14 protein-coding genes are annotated in these 19,291 nt (G+C 42.1%); 8 read left to right on the forward strand and 6 right to left on the reverse strand.

What is annotated here, in order from left to right; all coding sequences use genetic code 11:
* The first annotated feature begins 70 nt into the window (after positions 1-70).
* The 3 genes from L1070_RS01840 (at position 71) to L1070_RS01850 (ending at position 4,504) form a co-directional block, all read left to right on the forward strand.
* Complete coding sequence (locus L1070_RS01840; RefSeq protein ID WP_070983081.1) at positions 71-553, forward strand: GAF domain-containing protein; 483 nt, start codon at positions 71-73, stop codon at positions 551-553.
* Positions 554-703: 150 nt separating this feature from the next.
* A complete protein-coding gene (locus tag L1070_RS01845) occupies positions 704-1,594 on the forward strand; it encodes a cation diffusion facilitator family transporter (RefSeq protein ID WP_237124254.1) in 891 nt (296 codons plus the stop codon).
* Positions 1,595-1,774: 180 nt separating this feature from the next.
* A complete protein-coding gene (locus tag L1070_RS01850; protein WP_237124255.1) occupies positions 1,775-4,504 on the forward strand; it encodes a hybrid sensor histidine kinase/response regulator in 2,730 nt (909 codons plus the stop codon).
* A gap of 157 nt (positions 4,505-4,661) precedes the next feature.
* Here L1070_RS01850 and L1070_RS01855 read toward each other — a convergent pair whose 3' ends face one another.
* Entirely contained in the window at positions 4,662-9,161 is a 4,500-nt protein-coding gene (locus L1070_RS01855; RefSeq protein ID WP_237124256.1) for an EAL domain-containing protein, read from the reverse strand.
* A gap of 425 nt (positions 9,162-9,586) precedes the next feature.
* On the opposite strand from L1070_RS01855, the gene L1070_RS01860 reads away from it, so the two are divergent.
* Positions 9,587-9,781: a bacterioferritin-associated ferredoxin gene (locus L1070_RS01860; protein ID WP_070983077.1), complete on the forward strand. Its 195-nt coding sequence runs from the start codon at positions 9,587-9,589 to the stop codon at positions 9,779-9,781.
* Between the two features lie 64 nt (positions 9,782-9,845).
* Here the strand turns inward: L1070_RS01860 and bfr (L1070_RS01865) are convergent, their stop codons facing one another.
* The 5 genes from bfr (L1070_RS01865) to L1070_RS01885 all read right to left on the reverse strand — a co-directional run bounded on the left by bfr (L1070_RS01865) (position 9,846) and on the right by L1070_RS01885 (position 15,762).
* A complete protein-coding gene (gene bfr / locus L1070_RS01865; RefSeq protein WP_070983076.1) occupies positions 9,846-10,310 on the reverse strand; it encodes a bacterioferritin in 465 nt (154 codons plus the stop codon).
* An 8-nt stretch (positions 10,311-10,318) separates the two neighbouring features.
* Positions 10,319-10,789: a bacterioferritin gene (gene bfr / locus L1070_RS01870; RefSeq protein WP_070983075.1), complete on the reverse strand. Its 471-nt coding sequence runs from the start codon at positions 10,787-10,789 to the stop codon at positions 10,319-10,321.
* A 197-nt stretch (positions 10,790-10,986) separates the two neighbouring features.
* Entirely contained in the window at positions 10,987-14,118 is a 3,132-nt protein-coding gene (locus tag L1070_RS01875; protein WP_237124257.1) for a CusA/CzcA family heavy metal efflux RND transporter, read from the reverse strand.
* Positions 14,119-14,132: 14 nt separating this feature from the next.
* On the reverse strand, positions 14,133-15,281 hold the full coding sequence (locus L1070_RS01880) for an efflux RND transporter periplasmic adaptor subunit (protein WP_237124258.1): 1,149 nt from the start codon (positions 15,279-15,281) through the stop codon (positions 14,133-14,135).
* Positions 15,282-15,414: 133 nt separating this feature from the next.
* Complete coding sequence (locus L1070_RS01885) at positions 15,415-15,762, reverse strand: hypothetical protein (RefSeq protein ID WP_070983073.1); 348 nt, start codon at positions 15,760-15,762, stop codon at positions 15,415-15,417.
* A gap of 174 nt (positions 15,763-15,936) precedes the next feature.
* Here L1070_RS01885 and L1070_RS01890 point away from each other — a divergent pair, with 174 nt between their 5' ends.
* Genes L1070_RS01890 through L1070_RS01905 form a run of 4 tightly spaced genes read left to right on the forward strand, consistent with a single transcriptional unit; the run spans position 15,937 to position 19,272 of the window.
* Positions 15,937-17,301: an AlkA N-terminal domain-containing protein gene (locus L1070_RS01890; RefSeq protein ID WP_237124259.1), complete on the forward strand. Its 1,365-nt coding sequence runs from the start codon at positions 15,937-15,939 to the stop codon at positions 17,299-17,301.
* The gene (locus L1070_RS01895; protein WP_237124260.1) at positions 17,298-17,762 is read left to right on the forward strand and encodes a methylated-DNA--[protein]-cysteine S-methyltransferase; all 465 of its coding nucleotides are present in this window, start codon (positions 17,298-17,300) and stop codon (positions 17,760-17,762) included. Before L1070_RS01890 ends, L1070_RS01895 begins: the two co-directional genes overlap by 4 nt.
* 43 nt (positions 17,763-17,805) lie before the next feature.
* On the forward strand, positions 17,806-18,621 hold the full coding sequence (locus tag L1070_RS01900; RefSeq protein ID WP_237124261.1) for an amino acid ABC transporter substrate-binding protein: 816 nt from the start codon (positions 17,806-17,808) through the stop codon (positions 18,619-18,621).
* A 60-nt stretch (positions 18,622-18,681) separates the two neighbouring features.
* Positions 18,682-19,272, forward strand: coding sequence for a thymidine kinase (locus tag L1070_RS01905; protein WP_070983069.1), 591 nt, complete (start codon positions 18,682-18,684; stop codon positions 19,270-19,272).
* The last annotated feature ends 19 nt before the right edge of the window (positions 19,273-19,291 follow it).

Here is a 19,291-nt window from a genome sequence, read left to right on the forward strand (position 1 = left end):
AGGAGTAGAACATAGCCAGTTTAATAAACTACTATAGAACAAGGTTAATAAATTGCTATCAAACACCGTTATGAAAAAGCCGCAAAAACCTAAAACCGAACCATTGCGAATTCAAACTCTGAACGAGTTGGGATTGCTGGATTCAGAGCCTGACCCACAATTAGACCGTTTAACTGAGTTTGTGGCCCATGTATTTTGTGTACCTGTTGCTCTAATTAGCTTGGTTGACAGCGATAGGCAGTGGTTTAAGTCTAAAGTTGGGCTTGAGGCATGTGAAACATCTAGAGATGTATCATTTTGTGGTCACGCTATTTTGGGCCCTGATGTCTTTGTTGTACCCAATGCGCTTAAGGATGAACGCTTTAAGGATAACCCGCTGGTAACTGGCCCACCGTATATACGGTTTTATGCTGGAGCACCATTGATACATAATAATGGTAGTGCACTAGGAACACTGTGTCTGATCGACATTGAGCCACGTAATTTCGATGACGACGACATTAAAGTGTTGCGTGAAGTTGCGGATAAAGTGATGTGGGAGTTTTGCCATTAGACAATTGTGGTTAAGTATTAGCCTAAATGAAGGAAAAAGCCGTGATCTATTAGGTTTTTGATGCGCTGCGATGCAAAAGTCGCTACAATTGTTATTTTATATCATTACCGACCTCGGTGCATATCAATTTTTAAGGTTTTCCCCCTGTAGATGACTGACATCACAACTCATCAAGCTTCTCGTAGAAGATTGCTGATTGCATTAGCAATCACTTGCTCATTCATGGTTATCCAGTTGTTTGGTGCATACTATGCTAACTCTTTAGCTGTACTTGCTGATGCTGGGCACCTTTTTGTGCACAACAGTTCATTATTTATTGCGGTTATTGCGTCCAGTATCGCGGTGTATTTGGCTAAGACGTTTAACGATGGCTATAAAAAAGCAGAATATATCGGCGGACTAATCAATGGTTTACTCTACCTAGCTATCTCAGTACTGATCATAATAGAAGGCTCCGAGCGGTTTTTTCACCACACTGAAGGGCATCAGTTAGAAGTTAACTCATACTTAATGTCTGTGATTGCTGCAATTGGCTTCCTTTTTCATGGCCTATCAACGTGGATATTATACAAAGGAAGAAAAGACAGCATTAATGTATATGCTGTGTTTTTACACTCATTTTTTGACTTGCTCTCCACAGTATCGACGTTCATTGCAGGTGTACTCATTTATGCAACAGGTTGGGAATTAATTGATATTGTATCCAGTTTACTGATCTCGGTATTTGTACTGGTAACTGGCGTCAAGGTGATACGAAGTTGTGTGGTAGGTTTATTCTTTGCTGAGAAAAAACTACCTAAGATAGCTGCATTGGAAAAAGCAATATCGGGTGCAGAGCATGTTGAAAGTGTACACAATATCACGGTGAGCAAGCTAGAGGGGCAGTTGGCTGTGGGAGCGCATATTGTATTGAAACATCACTGTACGATAGAGCAGCATGACGCGTTATGTAGAGTAACGGTGGAAAAGTTACTTAGAAGCAAGTTCAACGTTGAACAATGCGTTCTACAAATAGAAAGCCATCAATGTCCAGATCACTAAGGAAGTGACCCTTACGCGAGCGAGCAATTGTGTTATTCAAATGTGTCCAAGTACCACAAATAAACTAGTAAAAACGTCGTAATAGGTTGGCAAATGGTGGGTTTTCTTTTACCTTTAGTAGGGTAGTAGCTCTGGGAATTTTCTGTGCCTAATTATCTTCACAAATATATGCCATTGATAATGACCCTCCTTCTGGGAATATCAGGTGGTTTAGCTAACTTATTGCCGTTTTTCTTTTTAGACTCCTCAGAGTTTCTTTTTGGTCAACTTTTTGTTTTATTAACTTTAATGCTATTTGGCTGGCGCTATGCGCTGGTTTGCGCCGCCATTGGAGCTGGGTTTATCTTCTATCGCTGGGGACATTGTTGGCCTTCTTTGGTATTTGTGCTCGAAGTGATTTGGTTGCAAACGCTGTGTGTGAGAAAGGGAAAGCCTTTTTTCATTCGGGGGTTGGGTTTTTGGTTAGTGTTCGGGATCCCGATATTACTCATTTTTGGCTATTACATTTTAAGTTTGCCCAACTTGGTGGTTATCACTGCATTAGCAAAGTATTTTATTAATGCGGCGTTATATCTGGCGATTGTAGATTTACTCAGTTTTTTCTTCATACGCCACTTGTGGCGTGCACAGCCACTCAATGCAATTCTCAATTACACCATTAGTCTTCTCATTGTTTTGGTGGTTCTGATTACTTCAATCGTGTTGACGAACAATAGTAATAGTCGTATTGAGTATGAAGTTAAAGAACAGCTACAAGGTGCAGCGAAAAACATTAGCGTGCAGCTTAGTGATTATCTTAAAGGCTATCGGCGTGCGGTTGTGGGCATTGCACAAAACGTCGAACAGGGCCTAGACAAGCAGGTAGCACTTAGAACCTTAATTGAGTTACAGCCAGATTTACGCACAGCTATTTCTGCTAATGCAAAGGGGATGGTTGATACTTTCTATCCCAGTGTTTTTAAAAATAACCGTATGGAAGAAGCGTTGTCTGTTGTAGATAGGGAGTACTTTGTACAGGCTCCATTTTATCCAAATGGATATATCTCTCCTATGTTAACAGGACGTGGCTTTGGCAGTGACCTTATCATTGCGATTTCAGCGCCTTTATTTAACGACGGCCAGTTTGATGGGATTGTTGAAGCTTCTCTGATTTTCGAGTCATTCGCTCGGTTCAGACCAAAAATTCTAGTAAATAGTGGTGATTTGATATTACTAGATAACACCAACCAAGTGGTATACAGCTCATTGGCGTCTTACAAAGCATTGGATATTTTGCCGACAGATGTATTAGACGCTTGGTTGGATGACACTAACTCCACTTATACCGACCCTCAAGGTAAGGTCCTATACCGTTTTGCGAGTAAAATTGAGGGTTTAAACTGGACAGTGGTAACACTACTAGAAGGTCATCATATTCGTTTTGCTGCTGCATCAGCATGGGGAAAGTCCTTAGTACTAGCATTAGTGATTATTGTGTTAAGTAGTATATTTGTCAGTCAGCTTTCTCGTTATTTAGTAAGGCCTATTGCGGCATTGAGTGAAGATATTAATCACTTTGAACCCAGTTCTTTGTTACGTAACTCCGCAGGCGAGCACGCCAGTTGCTTAGAAGTAATTACTTTGCAACAACACTTTAATCAGCTTGCCTTTAAACTCAATATGAACTTTTCAAAGTTACAGCGAGCCAACAGTGAAAATGAAGAACTTAATAAAAAGCTGACAAACTTTAACCGCGAGTTAGAACAGCAAGTTAATGAAAAAACAGAAGAGTTACTGGCTGCTGTTGCCGCTGCAAACAATGCCAATAAAGCCAAAAGCCGCTTTTTAGCAAATATGAGCCATGAGATCCGCACACCTATGAACGGTATTATTGGACTAACGGGGATCCTTGTTGAGCAGAAAAAAGGCGACGAGGAAACATTAAAACAGCTCGAAATTGTTCATACTTCGGCGCAGAATCTGTTGCTGATCCTCAATGACATTTTAGATTACTCCAAAATTGAAGCAGGTGCACTAGCTCTTGATTTGCATGCAACAGATGTATTTAAGCTATTTGATACGATAGCGACGCTATTTGAGCAAGCAGGGCTAAAACAGCAGGTTATGTTCGAGTATCAACTATCTTCCAAGCTGCCGCCATGCTTGTTAATCGACTCTCTAAGAGTCAATCAAATCGTCAATAATTTACTTCATAACGCCGGTAAATTTACAGAGGAGGGAGCTGTATCACTATTGGTGGATTACCAAGATAATCATTTGATAGTGAGTATTAAAGATACAGGTATTGGTATATCACCCAACCAGCAAAAGCTATTGTTCAATGAGTTTACCCAGTTGGATGTATCTACCACCCGTCGTTATGGGGGAACAGGGCTTGGGCTAACTATCTCACAGCGTTTAGCTGAGTTGATGGGGGGTAAATTGGAAGTTGACAGCGTGAAGGGTGAGGGCAGTTGCTTTACTTTGAGAATACCCGCAGCTGTGGCCCAGCTCCCCCTAGAGACAGACGCATTAGTGCATGTGCCTGATTTAAGTAATACATCAGTTTTGATAGTCGAAGATAATATCGTAAATCAGGTTGTACTTGAGAAGGCATTGCAAGACACCCAGTGTATTTTACATAAAACCATGGATGGGGTTGAAGCCCTATCATTTTTAAAAGAGCACAGTGCAGATATTGTTTTAATGGATTGTCAGATGCCAAACATGGATGGGTATGAATGTACCGAACAGATAAGAAAGGAGCCGAATATATATGGTAAACCTTATATTATCGCCATTACTGCCAACGCATACAGTGAGGATCGCCTCAAGTGCCTACGAGTGGGGATGGATAACTTTGTTGCTAAACCAATTGAAAAAGACACTTTGTATCAAGCGATTGCAGAAGCACTGTCACACATTAATTAACCTCTTGCGGTTTCACATCCAAAGATGAACTTTTGTTCAACATTAAGGCGTTTTTGCGAAGTAATAGCACGTTATTGCAAGTGAAGATAGTGTGCAAAATAGCCTTATTGGAACAATTATCTTATGTGTAGTTGAGGTTACCTAGCAAACCTATTCGTTAAATCTGCTCTATAACCTGAGCAAGCTCTTCGGCTCCAACAGGTTTTGAAAAGTAGTATCCCTGCATGTAAAAACAACCAAGCTCCTTTAAAAATGCCAGCTGCTCGGTATTTTCTACCCCTTCTGCGATACAGGACATTTGCAAACTTTCGGCGAGTAAGTAGATGGTGCGTATTATAGACTTATTACTGTTTAGACTGTCCATCTTTCTGACAAACCCTTGGTCAATCTTGATAATATCAATCGGGAATTGATTGAGGTAGGTTAAAGATGAGTAGCCTGTTCCAAAATCGTCCAACAGTAAAACAAACCCTGCTCGTTTTAGCGCTCTTAAAGACCGTTTTGCCTTATCAGTATCTTCCATAAGTGAGCTTTCGGTGATTTCAAGCCGCAGCACACTGGTACTCAAATTAAAAGAGTTGAGAATATTGACTAGGTTCTGAGCAACATCAGATTTTAGAATATGGACGGGAGAGAGGTTAAGTGATAAATAAAACTCACTGTCACGTTCGATAAACTCTCGTAGCTCACGCAATGCTCTTTTAAGGGCTTGTTCGGTCATTAATTCAATTAAACCAACCTCTTCAGAGATTGGAATAAAATCCATCGGAGAAACGTTTTCACCTTCATATTGCCAGCGCATCAACAACTCAACACCTATGACTCGGCCACTCATGATATTTACAATAGGTTGGTAATGGTTATAAATCTGCTCATCTCGATACGCAGTTTTTAGTGCATTTTCCAAGGTGAGTTTACGTGAAAACTGGGTATTCATTTGTGTTGTGAAAAACTTAAATCCGTTTCTGCCAGCTTGTTTTGCATGGATCATAGCTATGTCTGCGTTACGGATCAGCATTTCTGGTGTTTTTGCGTCAAAAGGATACATTGCCACACCAATACTTGCCGAAATACTCATTGTAATACCGCCGATCTCAATCTTTTTAGGCAGGCTGTAGAGTAGTTTCGTCGCCAGTTCACTTAGTTTGTGAGGTGAGCGAACATCTTTAACCAGCACAATAAATTCATCACCACTTTGGCGACCTAATACACAGTTTGCGGGGAGCACATGGTTGATCCGCTCCGTGATCTTGATTAGAAGCTGATCTCCCGTATGGTGTCCGTAGGCATCATTAATCGGCTTAAATTTGTCTAAATCAATGAATAGTAAAGCACAACTTCGCTCTGACGACTGTGCGTGATGTAGCGCAAACTCGATGTGTTGTAGCATTAGGTTGCGATTCGGCAACTTAGTAAGCGCATCAAAATTCGCCAAATACCGCAGCTCACTTTCAGCCTGCTTTTGCTCTGTAAGGTCAGAGATCACGATTACATAGTGTTCGATTTGACGATTATTTTTAGAAATCGCATTAATGCTCAAGTGGATCGGATGCGCGTCCTGATGCGAAGTTTTCACCGTTAGTTCTTGCCTAATATGGTGATTTGGTCCTAGTTTTTTAATTCGTTTAAGCAAATTGTTGAGTTTTTTATAACCAACCACTTTGGTAAACTTTTTGAAAGAAAGGTCTTTCACGGCACTCTCTTCATCAAGTTCAAAAGCGTGACAAAAACTTGCGTTTACCGATAATGGGTGTAAATCTACGTCTAGAATAAGGATCCAATCACTGACCTGACTAAAGGCTTCACCAAGAATTGTAGCCCGTAGATCTGTCGCTTTTTGCTCGGTAATGTTGGTATAAATCCCCATGATGTCTTTGACTTTGCCCTTTTCATCATAGCTTTGTACCTGCCCGATGTCATGATACCAAAGCCAAGGCTCATCGATGCCTTTGACGCGGTAGGTTAAAGACAGCTGCTTATCTGTTGGAGAAGTAATAAACTGTTTCCAAACTCGTTGTAAATGCTCTTTATCATCTGGGTGGACGCGTTCAAAGTAGTCATTAAGTATTGCTACCTCGGTGTCGGCGGTCATGGGTAAACAGTCAAAGTTTCTGCGCTGTTTAACCGTTTTTGATGTGAGATCTACTTGCCATATGCCACTTCGGGTCGTATTAAGTGCCATTTCAGTTTGCTGCTTGCTGATGGTCATTTCGTTAAGCGCCGCTTTGATCGTGCGTTGCTTTTTATTGTTTTGCTTGAGCCAAAGCAAGACTACGCTGAGTATAGATAAGGCGTAAAAAGTCCAAGCAAGTGGCGAGTTGAATAATGAGTGTTCAACATTAAAAGATAAGGTAATAGCATCTTTTATCTGTTGATTACCAAGTGTGAGTTGCTCGATCAGTAGGGTGTACTTACCTGGTTTTAAGTGATTGAAAAATAGATAATTAGAGTTCAAGTTACTAAATTCTATTGAGGTTGGGCCTGTTAGTTTTGCGCGGTAGTGAAAAACGAACTGATTAGAAAAATCAAAATTGTTAAACATAATCTTCAAGCCCAGGTCGTCGTGGTTAAGAACAAGCGGCTGGGTTTCAAGGAATGTTGGATAGAAGTCAATACTACGAGACATCAAGTTGATGTCTGTTATTGCCAATTCGGCTTTTGATAAGTTGTTTTCAAGAAAATCAGCGGGAGAAAACCAAACTACGCCATTGATGGTACCAAATGCCATTAGGCCGGAGTCCAAGATAGTACTCGCTCCAGCGTTAAACTCGCTATTCGGTAAACCATGGCTGGCGTCGAATTTTTGCAATTGTCTGTTGCTGATATTGAATCGATACAAGCCGGACTGACTGCTAATCCATAGGTAACCGAAGTTATCAGCAATGAGTTGATATGCAGATTGAGGTTCAGAACCGTCAGCAATTTTTACCTTATATTTGAGCGTCAAACTTTGCTCGTCTAGTGCAATCACGCCATCAACTGAACTGGCAAGCCATAGTGTACCGTCTTCGGTATAGACCCAGTGATCGATCACGGAAAATCGCTCCGCGTCTTGCTGGCCAAATTCGTAAATAACGGTTAACTTCCCACTACGCTCATGGTAACTGATCAAGCTGCGCTCTGTACTGAGTAAATACTCCCCCTGACGCGATGGCAGAGGAGGGAGAAACTTGTAGGCACTGTCTACTTCTAGCTTTTGTGTTAGATCTACTAAGGGACGAACACTTTTATTAAGTGCATCGTAGACGAAAAAGCCTTCACTACTGATGAATGCAATTTCATTTTTACTGACCGAAGCCGCTCCCCAGTTCAAGCTTACAAATGGGGTTTTTTGTTGCTTGTCAACGGGAGGCAGGCTAATGGTATCGTCAGTTTTGTTCAATACGCGTAGGCCAGACAAAGTTTCTACAAACAAAACGTTGTCATCAATATGATTTAAAGCGATGGTTTTGTATATCGCATTAGTCGCGTAGGCGGCTTTAGGATCAGTGTTTTTATAGTAGTGTTTGGGATTGGTGTCTTGTAAGCCGTTGAACAGAATCAAGCCATTATCAGTACCTACCCAGATCTGATTTTCGCTCTGTTCATAAATAGACCAGATGTTGTGGTTTATGAATGCTTTATTCTCAGCTTTTAATGTCTTAAAACGAAGTGAAGTTAACGGCCAGTAATATGCCCCCTGATTGAGTGTTGCCATCCATATATTGCCATAGGTATCAAACATCAAGTCAATAACGTTACTTTGTGCTAGCGCGAACTTACTGTCTTTTAGTGATAGCAGTAAACTGGCAGACTGGCGTTTTCTGTCTACGGTATAAACGCCACGCTCGGTTGCTATTAGCTCGCCGTACGGCGTCACTACGTGGTCCCAGATATTTAATTCTGGTACAAGGGTATAAGCCGATTCTAATTGTAGGGTTTTGTTAATGATAGGGATGCTATACAACCCTTGCACAGTGCCAACAAGTAATCCGATTGCTGGGTCAAATTTTAGCAGTTTCACATTGCTATTCAGGCTATTGCGTTGTTGCTTGGGTAAAAACTGTTGCTCAACTAATAGCCGGGATTCGAAATTATAGGTGAAAAAGCCCTGATTGGTGCCTATCAGTAACGCCTTATCAAGTCGTACGATGGCTCGAACATAACTGTGTTTTTCAAAACTTGTCACCAAGGTGGAGCGTTTGTTGTTTAAATCAATCTTGTATAAAAAATTGTCTATACCTGCGTATAGCATGTTACCGATTTTGAACGCGGCGGTGATTTCGGAAAAGGCGTTAGAATTAGTGACTAATCTGCCAGAATAAACTTGTTCGACCTCTAAAGTATTGACGTTTACCAAGTAAGCGCCACTAAAGGCAGTTGATACTAGCAGTAAATCAGCGTCAACAAGCGTGATGTAGGAAATGTGTTTGGTTGCTAGATTAAACTGGCTTTTAACCAAAGTGATATTGTTACCGTCATATCGGTTAAGGCCTAACTGGGTACCAATCCAAACATAGCCATGCTTGTCCTGCACGATGCCACTGATACTAGCCTGTGATAGCCCTTCTTCCGTTGACAGTCGGTTAATTGTATTACCTTTATTTTGCGCAAAAGCTTTACCTTGCAGCATGGCTGTAAAGCACAAAATTAGAATGAGCGCAAAGCAACGATACATGAATTAAGCCTTTGAATTAAAATTGTTTATATATAACTGTCTCCTGACTACTTAAGCGTATGCTAGCTACGTAATAGCATTTTTCACAAGTAGGTAAGTCCGTTTGGTTAAATCGAGGGTTCAAATCGTTAATTTAACACAATATTTATGTTTGTGACTATAAGCTTGCGATATTAACTTTTCACGGCACACTAACACACATCTTTACTTACTTATATATCCAAACTTTAGCCTACTTTTTCACTAATCACATGAGAATTATGGAGAAGTTAAAAAATAATAACGCTTTCGTTGGCGTAGGCATGAGTAACGCCATGAAAGCTAAATGACAATAATTATCATTTTTTGACTTTTTGTAGTTGATAACTATTTTTGTTTAGATTAAACTCATCAGCAGTTAATGTTATTGAGATTGGTTTGTATTCATGTATATCTGCATTTGTCACGGTGTAACAGATAAAAAGATTGCTCAGGCGATTGATGATGGGGCGACCAGCATGCGTGAATTAAGTAAAGAGCTAGGTGTGGGGACACAATGTGGTAAATGCACGAACTGCACAAAAAAGATCTTGAACGAGAAGCTTATTGAAATTGTGGATATTACAGATCAAGTTGCATAATCGAATAATATAGATGTTTTATGATACAAAAAAGGGCCTGTTGGCCCTTTTTTGTTGCTTATGGTTACATCTGCGTCTGTAAGTAGTTCTCAATACCCATTGCTTTAATTAGACTTTGTTGGGTTTCCAACCAGTCAATTTGTTCTTCTTGCTCATTAAGAATAGCATCCAGCGCTTCGCGTGAAATATAATCACGTTTTTGTTCTGCAAGTTCAATGGCGTTTTTCAGATCAACTAACGACAGTTGTTCGAATTCCATGTTTGCAGCTATCATCTCTTCGCTATTTTCACCGATACGTAAACGGCCTAAGCTTTGCAGATTTGGTAAGCCTTCTAAAAATAAAATGCGCTCAATTAGGCGATCTGCATTTTTCATTTTTTGAATTGAGGTCTTATAATCAGCCTTGTCTAACGCTGTAAAACCAAAGTCTTTAAACATACGTGCATGTAAAAAATACTGATTGATACCTACTAACTCATTAGCAAGAACTGCGTTAAGTGCCGCGATGACGTCTTTGTTTCCTTTCATATCGGCTCCTAACCTACTTGAGATTGAATATAATTTTGGATGCCAATCTTATCCATTAGCCCCAGTTGTTGTTCCAGCCAATAAACGTGATCTTCTTCGGTATCGAACAATAGCTTCTCAAGCGTCTCGCGCGATTGGTAGTCTTGCTCTTGTTCACAAATGGCGATGGCTTCTTTAACGCTTTCAACGACCTCTAACTCAAGGGTTAAATCATTTTGCATCATTGAGCGCACATCATGGCCAATTAAAAGATCTCGGCGTTTGGTCATATTGGGCACGCCTTCAAGAAATAGAATACGCTTTATCAACCAGTCTGCATGGGTCGTTTCTTCTTCCATCTCGTGGTTTAAACGCTCATATAGCTTATTCAGCCCCCAGTCGTCATACATGCGCGAGTGGATAAAATATTGATCAATGGCTGCCAGTTCATTGGCTAATAGTGCATTAAACGCATCAATAACTCTTTGCTTACCTTTCATAACGTCCGCCTTAAAAAGATTAATTGCGACCAGTTTATCTAAATGAGTGATGCTGTCAATAAAAAATCCATAAAAATCATATAGTTAAAAATTGATTATGATTCGCATTACAGTTCATTTTTGTATCATTATAGGGATTATTGACGCGCTTACGCTTGGCCTTGAGTCTTGATGCTACTCAAAGCCAAGCCCGAGAGTTAGCCTTGCTTCAAATGAACATACCGGTGTCGAGAAAATTTGCTGTACAGCACGGGAAGTACAAAAAGCGTAAGGCAGGTTGAGCTAATTAACCCACCGACAACCACGCTGGCCAGCGGCTTTTGGATTTCTGCGCCAACAGTACTTGCCAGTAGCATAGGAGTTAATCCAAGTGCAGAAGTTAGTGCTGTCATCAGCACAGGCCTTAGCCGTGATGTGGCTCCATTAAAGATTGCAAGTGACTCAGACTGCCCAGATCGTATTCCTTGATTGATACTTTCAACCATCACCACACCATTTAACACGGCCACACCAAACAAGGTGATAAAGCCAACCGAGCTGGGTACGGATAAATACTGCCCACTCAGGTACAAGGTAAACACGCCACCTATGACCGCCAGCGGTACATTCAGCAAAATGAGCATCGCTTGAGCGATTGAGGAGAACGCAAAATATAGTAACAGCGCAATTAATGCCAACGCCAGTGGTACTACAATACTGAGCCTTTTTGCAGAGCGTTGCTGACTTTCATATTGGCCGCCAATTTCCACAGAGTAGCCAGAAGGCAATTCAATAGCGCTATCTATACTCGTCTTAATTTGCTCTACAACGCTTCCCATATCGCGACCTTGAACATTGGCCTGAACCACGACGGTACGTTGAACATCTTCGCGCCGGATCAGCGGAGGGCCGGATTGCATGCGAATATCCGCAACGTCAGCGAGCTTGACCCATGCACCATTGGCAGCTAGGAGTCTCAGCGATTGTATTGAGGTAATGTCTTTTCTGTATGACTGGTCTAGCCGTACATAAATGTCATAGCGCTCATTGCCATTAATGATTTGACCAGCAGAGCGACCACCTAGGCCATCTTGTACGACTTCCATTACCTGCGACACAGATAATCCGTAGCGGGAGAGCTGTTGTCGGTTTGGGGTAACGACCAGCTGTGTTTCGCCAACTATCTGCTCAAGCGCAACATCTGTTGTGCCATCAATGGTTTTTACTAGCGCTTCGATTTGCTGGCCTTTTTGTGCCAATACATCCAACTGTGGGCCAAATAGCTTTATGGCTAATTGGGCTTTTACCCCTGACAGAAGTTCATCAACTCGGGTCGCGATTGGCTGAGAAAAGGTGAACAGTAGTCCTGGGTAATCTTCAAGCTTTTTGGTCATCAGGTTTTGTAACTCAAGTCGGTTGGAGGCACTTTGCCATTGATGTTTTGGTTTCAATCCGATGTAAATTTCAATGTTATTAACAGGTTCAGGGTCACCGCCTAACTCCGGCCTGCCAATTCGGCTCAACGCATACGTTACCTCAGGAAACGACATCAGTGTTTGTTCCAACACTGGGGCTACATCTAGCGCCGTTTGTAAGCTTGCTGACGGGGCTAAGGTGACTCTGAGATTGATAGTTCCTTCTTCTAGCTCGGGTACAAATTCAGTGCCTATCTTTGGCAGGATTATCAATGCTGCGCAAAATAGTGCAATAGCGCTGCCGACGATGATGCTTGGGCGGTGTATCGCCTTGCTCAGCAGGTATTGGTAGCCTTTGTCTAGTGGTTCGAGCAGAATGCTTGTCCTATTATTCACTTGATATTTAAACAGATAACTTGCCAGAGCAGGCACCACTAAAATAGCGACAATAATCGCGCTAATAATAGATAAAATTATACTGATAGCCATAGGCTGAAAAAGCTTAGCCTCGACACCTTCAAAGCTAAATAGTGGCGTGAATACCAATAATATAATGAGTGCTGCAAAAATTACGGGGCGAGCCACTTCTTTGCCTGCTAGCTTAATGGTTTCACTGCTATTAGTAGATGTTTCTTGGTTGAGGTGTTTGACCATGTTTTCAACCATTACAACTGATCCATCTACGAGCATGCCAATCGCGATGGCGATTCCACCCAAAGACATTAAGTTTGCTGACACACCAAACCAAGCCATAAACATAAGCGCTAAAGCGATGGAAACAGGGATTGAAATAAGCACTAACAAAGTGGCGCGTAAACTCATTAAAAACAAACAGAGAATAACCACAATGAGTATGAGCGCAAGTAGCAGCGCTTTAACAACGGTACTGAGCGCCTTTTGTACTAAATCAGCTTGGTCGTAAAAGGGTATCAAACGCACGCCACTGGGAAGTGCACGTTGAATGATATCAAGTCTTTGATTTATCCCATCAATGGTTGCTTTAGTATTTGCCCCCATACGCTTGAGTACGATACCTGTTACAACCTCGCCTAAGCGTTCAACACTACCTTGTTCATCACGGCGTGTCATGGTGACTGCACCTTGGCGAATTTCACTTCCCAATTGAACATGTGCAACATCGGACAATGTAATGACCGTGCCATTAATGCTTTTTAGTGGTACTTGGGAAAGTTCTGCCAGCCCTTGTTCACCACTTGTATACCAGCCCATTCCACGGATAACCAGTTGTTCTTGGCCGCGATTCATATACCAGCCACCCACGTTTTGGTTGTTTTGCTCAATTGCATTGATAACATCTTGTTGGGTGAGGGAGTAGGCGAGCAACTGAGTGGGATTAATGTTAACTTGATACTGTTTTACATCCCCGCCAAATGATAGAACGTCGGTAACGCCATCAATGGGCATCAGCAACAATTTCACAACCCAATCATTGATGCTGCGAAGTGCCATTGTATCAACATCTGCATTAGGCTCTGCTACGAGTAAATATTGGAATATCTGTCCAAGCCCTGAAGTGTTTGGGCCCATTTCTGGTGTACCCAGCCCCGTCGGAATGAGTTCTTTAGCGCTTTGCAAGCGCTCGAAAACTTGTTGCCGTGCAAAGTAGATATCAGTTCCTTCTTTAAAAACGATTGTGACACCGGACAAGCCGGTTTTTGATACCGAACGAACTTGTTCTACGCTTGGTAGTGCGTACATCACCGCTTCTATGGGATAAGTAATGAGCTTTTCAACTTCTTCAGAAGCAAGTCCAGGTGCTTGCGTATTGACCGTTACCTGCACATTTGTCACATCTGGAAAGGCATCTAGGTTGAGTTTAGGAATCGTTACTGACGCCACTGCTAAGGTGATTAGCAGTGCCAGTACCACCACCATGCGACAGTTAACAGACCAATCAATTAAGCGATTAAACATGTTTGGCACCTCGCTTAATGGTTGTGTGGATCAAAGCTGCTTTTAGCCAGCTGTGACGATATAAAAAATGCGCCCTGAGTGACAACATGTGTGCCCTCAGGAATTCCGATGACTTCGATTTGCTCCCCAAAAGCTCGACCTCGTTGCACTTGCACCGCTTCAAATTGATTGGTTTCATCAGTTACAAAAACCTGCCAGTCTCCATCAGTTGAACGCACCAACGCAGTTTCCGGAACTGTCACTATTGGCTGTTGTGTTGGCAATAGGAAATGGACATTCACAAACATGCCAGCATGAAGTTGGTGGTCTTGATTGCTCACCTGAAGCCGAACGTTGCGAGTGCGTGTGACAGGGTCGATGGTATGGGATTCCTGAATTACTTTGGCAGGATACGCTCGTCCTTGATACTCAACAACGACTTGGCTTTGTTGGCTAATTTGCTGGCTATCGTTAACAGATAGACGAGCTTCAACCCATAAGTTTTGCTCATCAGCCAGTCGCATGAGTGTTTGCCCTGTGCTGACTCGTTGCCCCTGAGCAAAGTCATCTTGTAGTACAATCCCTGCTATTTGCGCGTACAAGCTGTATTGGCCCAGTTCAATATTTGATTGTTCGTCAAGCTGACTAATTGCATGTGAACTTAACCCCAAGGCCGTGAGTCTGCCCATACTAGCCAGATAACGAGTTTTGGCTTGAACACGTTGGCTGTCACTTAGTGACTGATCAGTTAAATTTTCAAGGCGTTTCCATTCGCTTGCTGACACCATGTAGTCGGCTTGAGCTTGCGCCATTGTTTCGCTGTAAAGCGTGATCAACTTATCTCCAACCTTAACTCTCTCTCCCAGCGTGGTATGACGAGTAACAATGACAGAGTCCGTTCTTGGTGATACGACATAGCTGGTATAACCGTTTTCTTTAAGCTCACCTGGTGCATAGAGCTTTTGGCTAGGTTTATGTTTTTTAAGCGCTGTCACATGTATCTTTGCCAGTTGTTGCTGGACGGTGCTCAAAGTGAGGGCGGGGGTTTGGTCGTGTTCAGTATGTGTATCAGCACTGGCTACGGAATCGTGGTGATTGTGCGACTGTGCTGATTGTGCGCTATTGCTGATAAATAACTGGGAGAAAGACAAACAAATAGCGCCCACTAGGTAAAATTTACGCATAGTAATCTCTTATCTATATAAAATAATGTTAAGAATATCCATCGAAAAAACGCATACGGCTGTGGTGCTGAATGGTTTTGTATCACGGATTAATTTTTTATGTTGGGCCATCAGACCCAAAAAGATAACGAGATTAGGCTTTTGGAGGTTTAAATTGTGGCTCGTGCCTATATACAGTATGAGAAGGCGTTTGCGAATAAGCGCCCTGTGTAAGCTCGAAGGACAACTGACAAGTTGGCTTAGTAACGTACCAGCTCAAGTGGGTGCCACTACAATGACCACAGTGATGACAGTCTTTGATGTTATGGCCATCTTCATCGTACAGTGCTTCACCTGCATTGTATTGTTCTGCATGACTATGTTCGGTTTGTAGGTGTTCGAGGTCAATTTGATGAGTTTGGGTCGCAGACGCCATTGCACCCACCGACTGTAAAGCAATCGTTAGTGTAATGATTATGCTGATAAGTACTCTCAAATTCACGTGTGTCTATACCTAAACATTGATACAGCGCTAAGCTAACAAACATTGCAAATTGGGTCAATGTATATGTTTTGACGACAAAAGTTAGATTTAAACGTTTAGTTCCAGATATGGCGATAGTGAAGTGTTTTTTGCGATACACTGACACCATTATGAATAAATTAGAACGTGATTATGTTTTCTCCTGAAGTTTGCCAAAAAGCTAGAAAGAGTCGCGACCATCGCTTTGATGGGTTGTTTTATGTCGCTGTTAAAACAACGGGCATATACTGCCGACCGATCTGTCCTGCACCGGCGGCACACGAGAAAAATGTTGAATATTACCAACACGCTCATAATGCAGCGGACGCAGGGTTTCGTCCATGTATTCGCTGTCGTCCAGACTCTGCACCGGGCAGTTATGCATGGCTTGGTACCCAAACCACCGCAGTGCGCGCTAAAAAGTTGATTGATGAGGGCGCATTATCCAACCACTCAGTGGCCCAGTTAGCAGACCGCTTAGGGATCACGCAAAGGTATCTTAATAAATTGTTTGTGCAATATTATGGCACTACGCCCAAACAGTACGCACTCTATAAACAATGTGATTTTGCTAAACAATTATTGCAGCAGACCAAGTTAAGTGTTGCCCACATTGCTTTTGCCAGTGGGTTTCATTCGCTACGCCGTTTTAATGACGCATTCGTTCGCTTATTTCAGCTTACGCCTAGTCAACTCAGAGGGGAAAGTGAGCAGGTTCAATCCCACATTACGCTGCACTTGCCGTTTCGACCTCCATACAACTGGCAAGCTTTACACGGGTTTCTATCCAAACGACTCATTGAACCTATGGAATGGCTGACAGACCATAGCTATGGGAGAACATATCGACTTGATGGTTATGATGGTGCCTTTGAGGCGCATTTTGACGAACCTAACCACAGGTTTAAGGTAGAAATTACAATCAATGACATCGCTGGCTTGCACTTGGTTGTCAGTAACATTAGACGAGTATTAGACTTGGATGCCGATCCGAATTTTATTCATCAGCATTTATATCAATCGTTGCCCGAGTCATTTCAATTGACAGCAGGTTTACGCCTTCCAGGGATCTGGAGTGAATTCGAAGCCGGTGTGCGTGCGGTACTGGGCCAGCAGGTAAGCGTTGCGGCTGCTAGAAATTTGTTAATCACGCTGATAAAGGAACTTGGTGAAACAAACCACCAAGGGCAAGTGTTGTTTCCTTCTTCTGCGGTAATGGCGAACTGTGAGTATGAGTTTTTTAACATGCCACAACGGCGCAAAGAGGCGTTGGCATATCTTGCGCAATATAGTCAGCAAAACCCACTTAGCAACGAATTAGAAGAGTGGTTGGCTATTAAAGGCATCGGTCCTTGGACCGTCGATTACGCAAAAATGCGTGGGCAGAGCAATCCCGATATTTATTTGGGGTCAGATTTAGGTGTCAAAAAAGCATTTTCTCAATGTGGAACACTGGATATCGTTGCATGTGCTCCATTTCGAAGTTATCTAACATTTCAACTATGGCAACAACTATGATTTATCAGCATACAATGAATACCCCTATTGGTGAGCTTTTCATACAGGCATCCCAAAGAGGGTTAACTTATGTAGGGTTTAAACCAATACACTTGCACAGTGAACAGCATAATACTCATACACAAAAAGCTTTGCAGCAACTTAAGGAGTATTTTTCAGGTACTCGATACGAATTTGATGTGGAAGTTGATGTGCATGGTACGGCGTTTCAAAAATCTGTTTGGGAAGTACTTATGATGGTGCCATACGGAGATACAAACACGTATAGCTGGATGGCAAATCGTTTGAATAATCCAAAGGCTGTGAGAGCAGTTGGTAGTGCAAATGGTAAAAACCCGATCAGCATCATTGTGCCATGTCATAGAATCATAGGCGCAAATGGTACGTTAACAGGTTATGCCGGAGGCGTTGAAAAAAAAGCTTGGTTACTTGAACATGAGCAGCAAAATAGAAAAACTTAGATATACTTAACTACAAGTGAACAAACGTTAGGGGAACAAAGGATTGCTAGTACGCTGGATTATTTACTGTTACTTGTTGCTACATATGCAGGCTTTATTTGCCCAGACCCTAACCTTTTGCTACGAGGACAAAGAACTAGCTCCATCCTATATGGGCAAGGGGCTTGAGGTTCCTCCAATAAACCCCGGAGCAAGTATCGAAGCGCTTCAGGCTGTAGAGGAGAACATAAGAGGGCTTACTATTATTTTTGTGCGCCAGCCATGGCAGCGTTGTTTACACGATATCAAGCGTAATAAAGTAGATGCCGTTATAGCTAGCTATGTAGAAAGCCGACAAGAGTTTATGATTTTTCCCAGCAGCGAAAGCGGACAATTAGACATCACACTGGCGTTGAATAAGCTTGGGCGATGTTTAGTTGGCAGTAAAGAGTTTGTGTCGCAACTGGACGCGAATGAAGGTACTTTTAATATTGCTATTCCAAGAGGGTACTCGTCAGCCGATCGAATAGCGGACCCGCGTTTCACCAAAGTAGACACCCTATCGCAAAAAGATGCTTTTGACTTGGTGAGTAAAGAAGTAGTCGATGGCACGTTTGGACTATGTATGATAAACGGTGAACAGGTCAGTGCTTACCCCTACGCAGGTGTTTTACATGCCAAATACCCACCATTTGATATGAGTTATGGCTTTTTGGCTTTTTCTAAGAACTTCTACGAAAATAACAAAGAGTTAGCTAAACAAGTATGGGGGGAGTTAGCCAGCTTTCCATTTGCAGAAGTGTACATGAGATACCTAGAAGAGAATGATAAGAAGGTGCCGCAAGAGAGTGACCCTCAAAGTGCAGCAAGCTCACAGTAACGTAGTAAACAATATGAACTTTGGGTAGACTAACGGCTTTTCAAGCTTTAAGACTCTCAAATGGCACAACTTTATTTTTATTATTCAGCAATGAATGCTGGTAAATCAACCACTTTATTACAGTCAGCGTTTAACTACCGTGAACGAGGCATGACACCGTTTATATTAACAGCGGCAATTGATAATCGTGCTGGTGTAGGTAAAGTCGCATCACGTATTGGTTTAGAAGCTGATGCCCATATTTATGACGCACACACAGATCTTAAACATTTGGTCGATGAGCATCATAGCGAGCAAAAAATTGATTGCATTTTAGTTGATGAGTGTCAGTTTTTGAGTAAGGCGCAAGTCAGCGCTTTGACTGATGTTGTTGATGAGCTACATATACCGGTTTTATGTTACGGTTTAAGAACTGACTTCAGAGGTGAGCTATTCGAAGGCTCTCAGTATTTGCTAGCATGGGCTGATAAGTTAATTGAGCTTAAAACTGTTTGTCATTGTGGACGAAAGGCTAATCGCGTGCTGCGCACGGATGAGCACGGCGTAGCAATAGCTGATGGCGCTCAGGTAGAAATTGGTGGTAATGATAGATACGTCTCAATGTGTCGTGAACATTATAAGGCTGAACTAAGCAAAGTTTCAAAAAACTAGTTTTTGCAGGCGCTTACAA

The sequence above is a fragment of the Pseudoalteromonas sp. MMG022 genome (assembly GCF_021654245.1).
Lineage (GTDB): Bacteria > Pseudomonadota > Gammaproteobacteria > Enterobacterales > Alteromonadaceae > Pseudoalteromonas > Pseudoalteromonas amylolytica.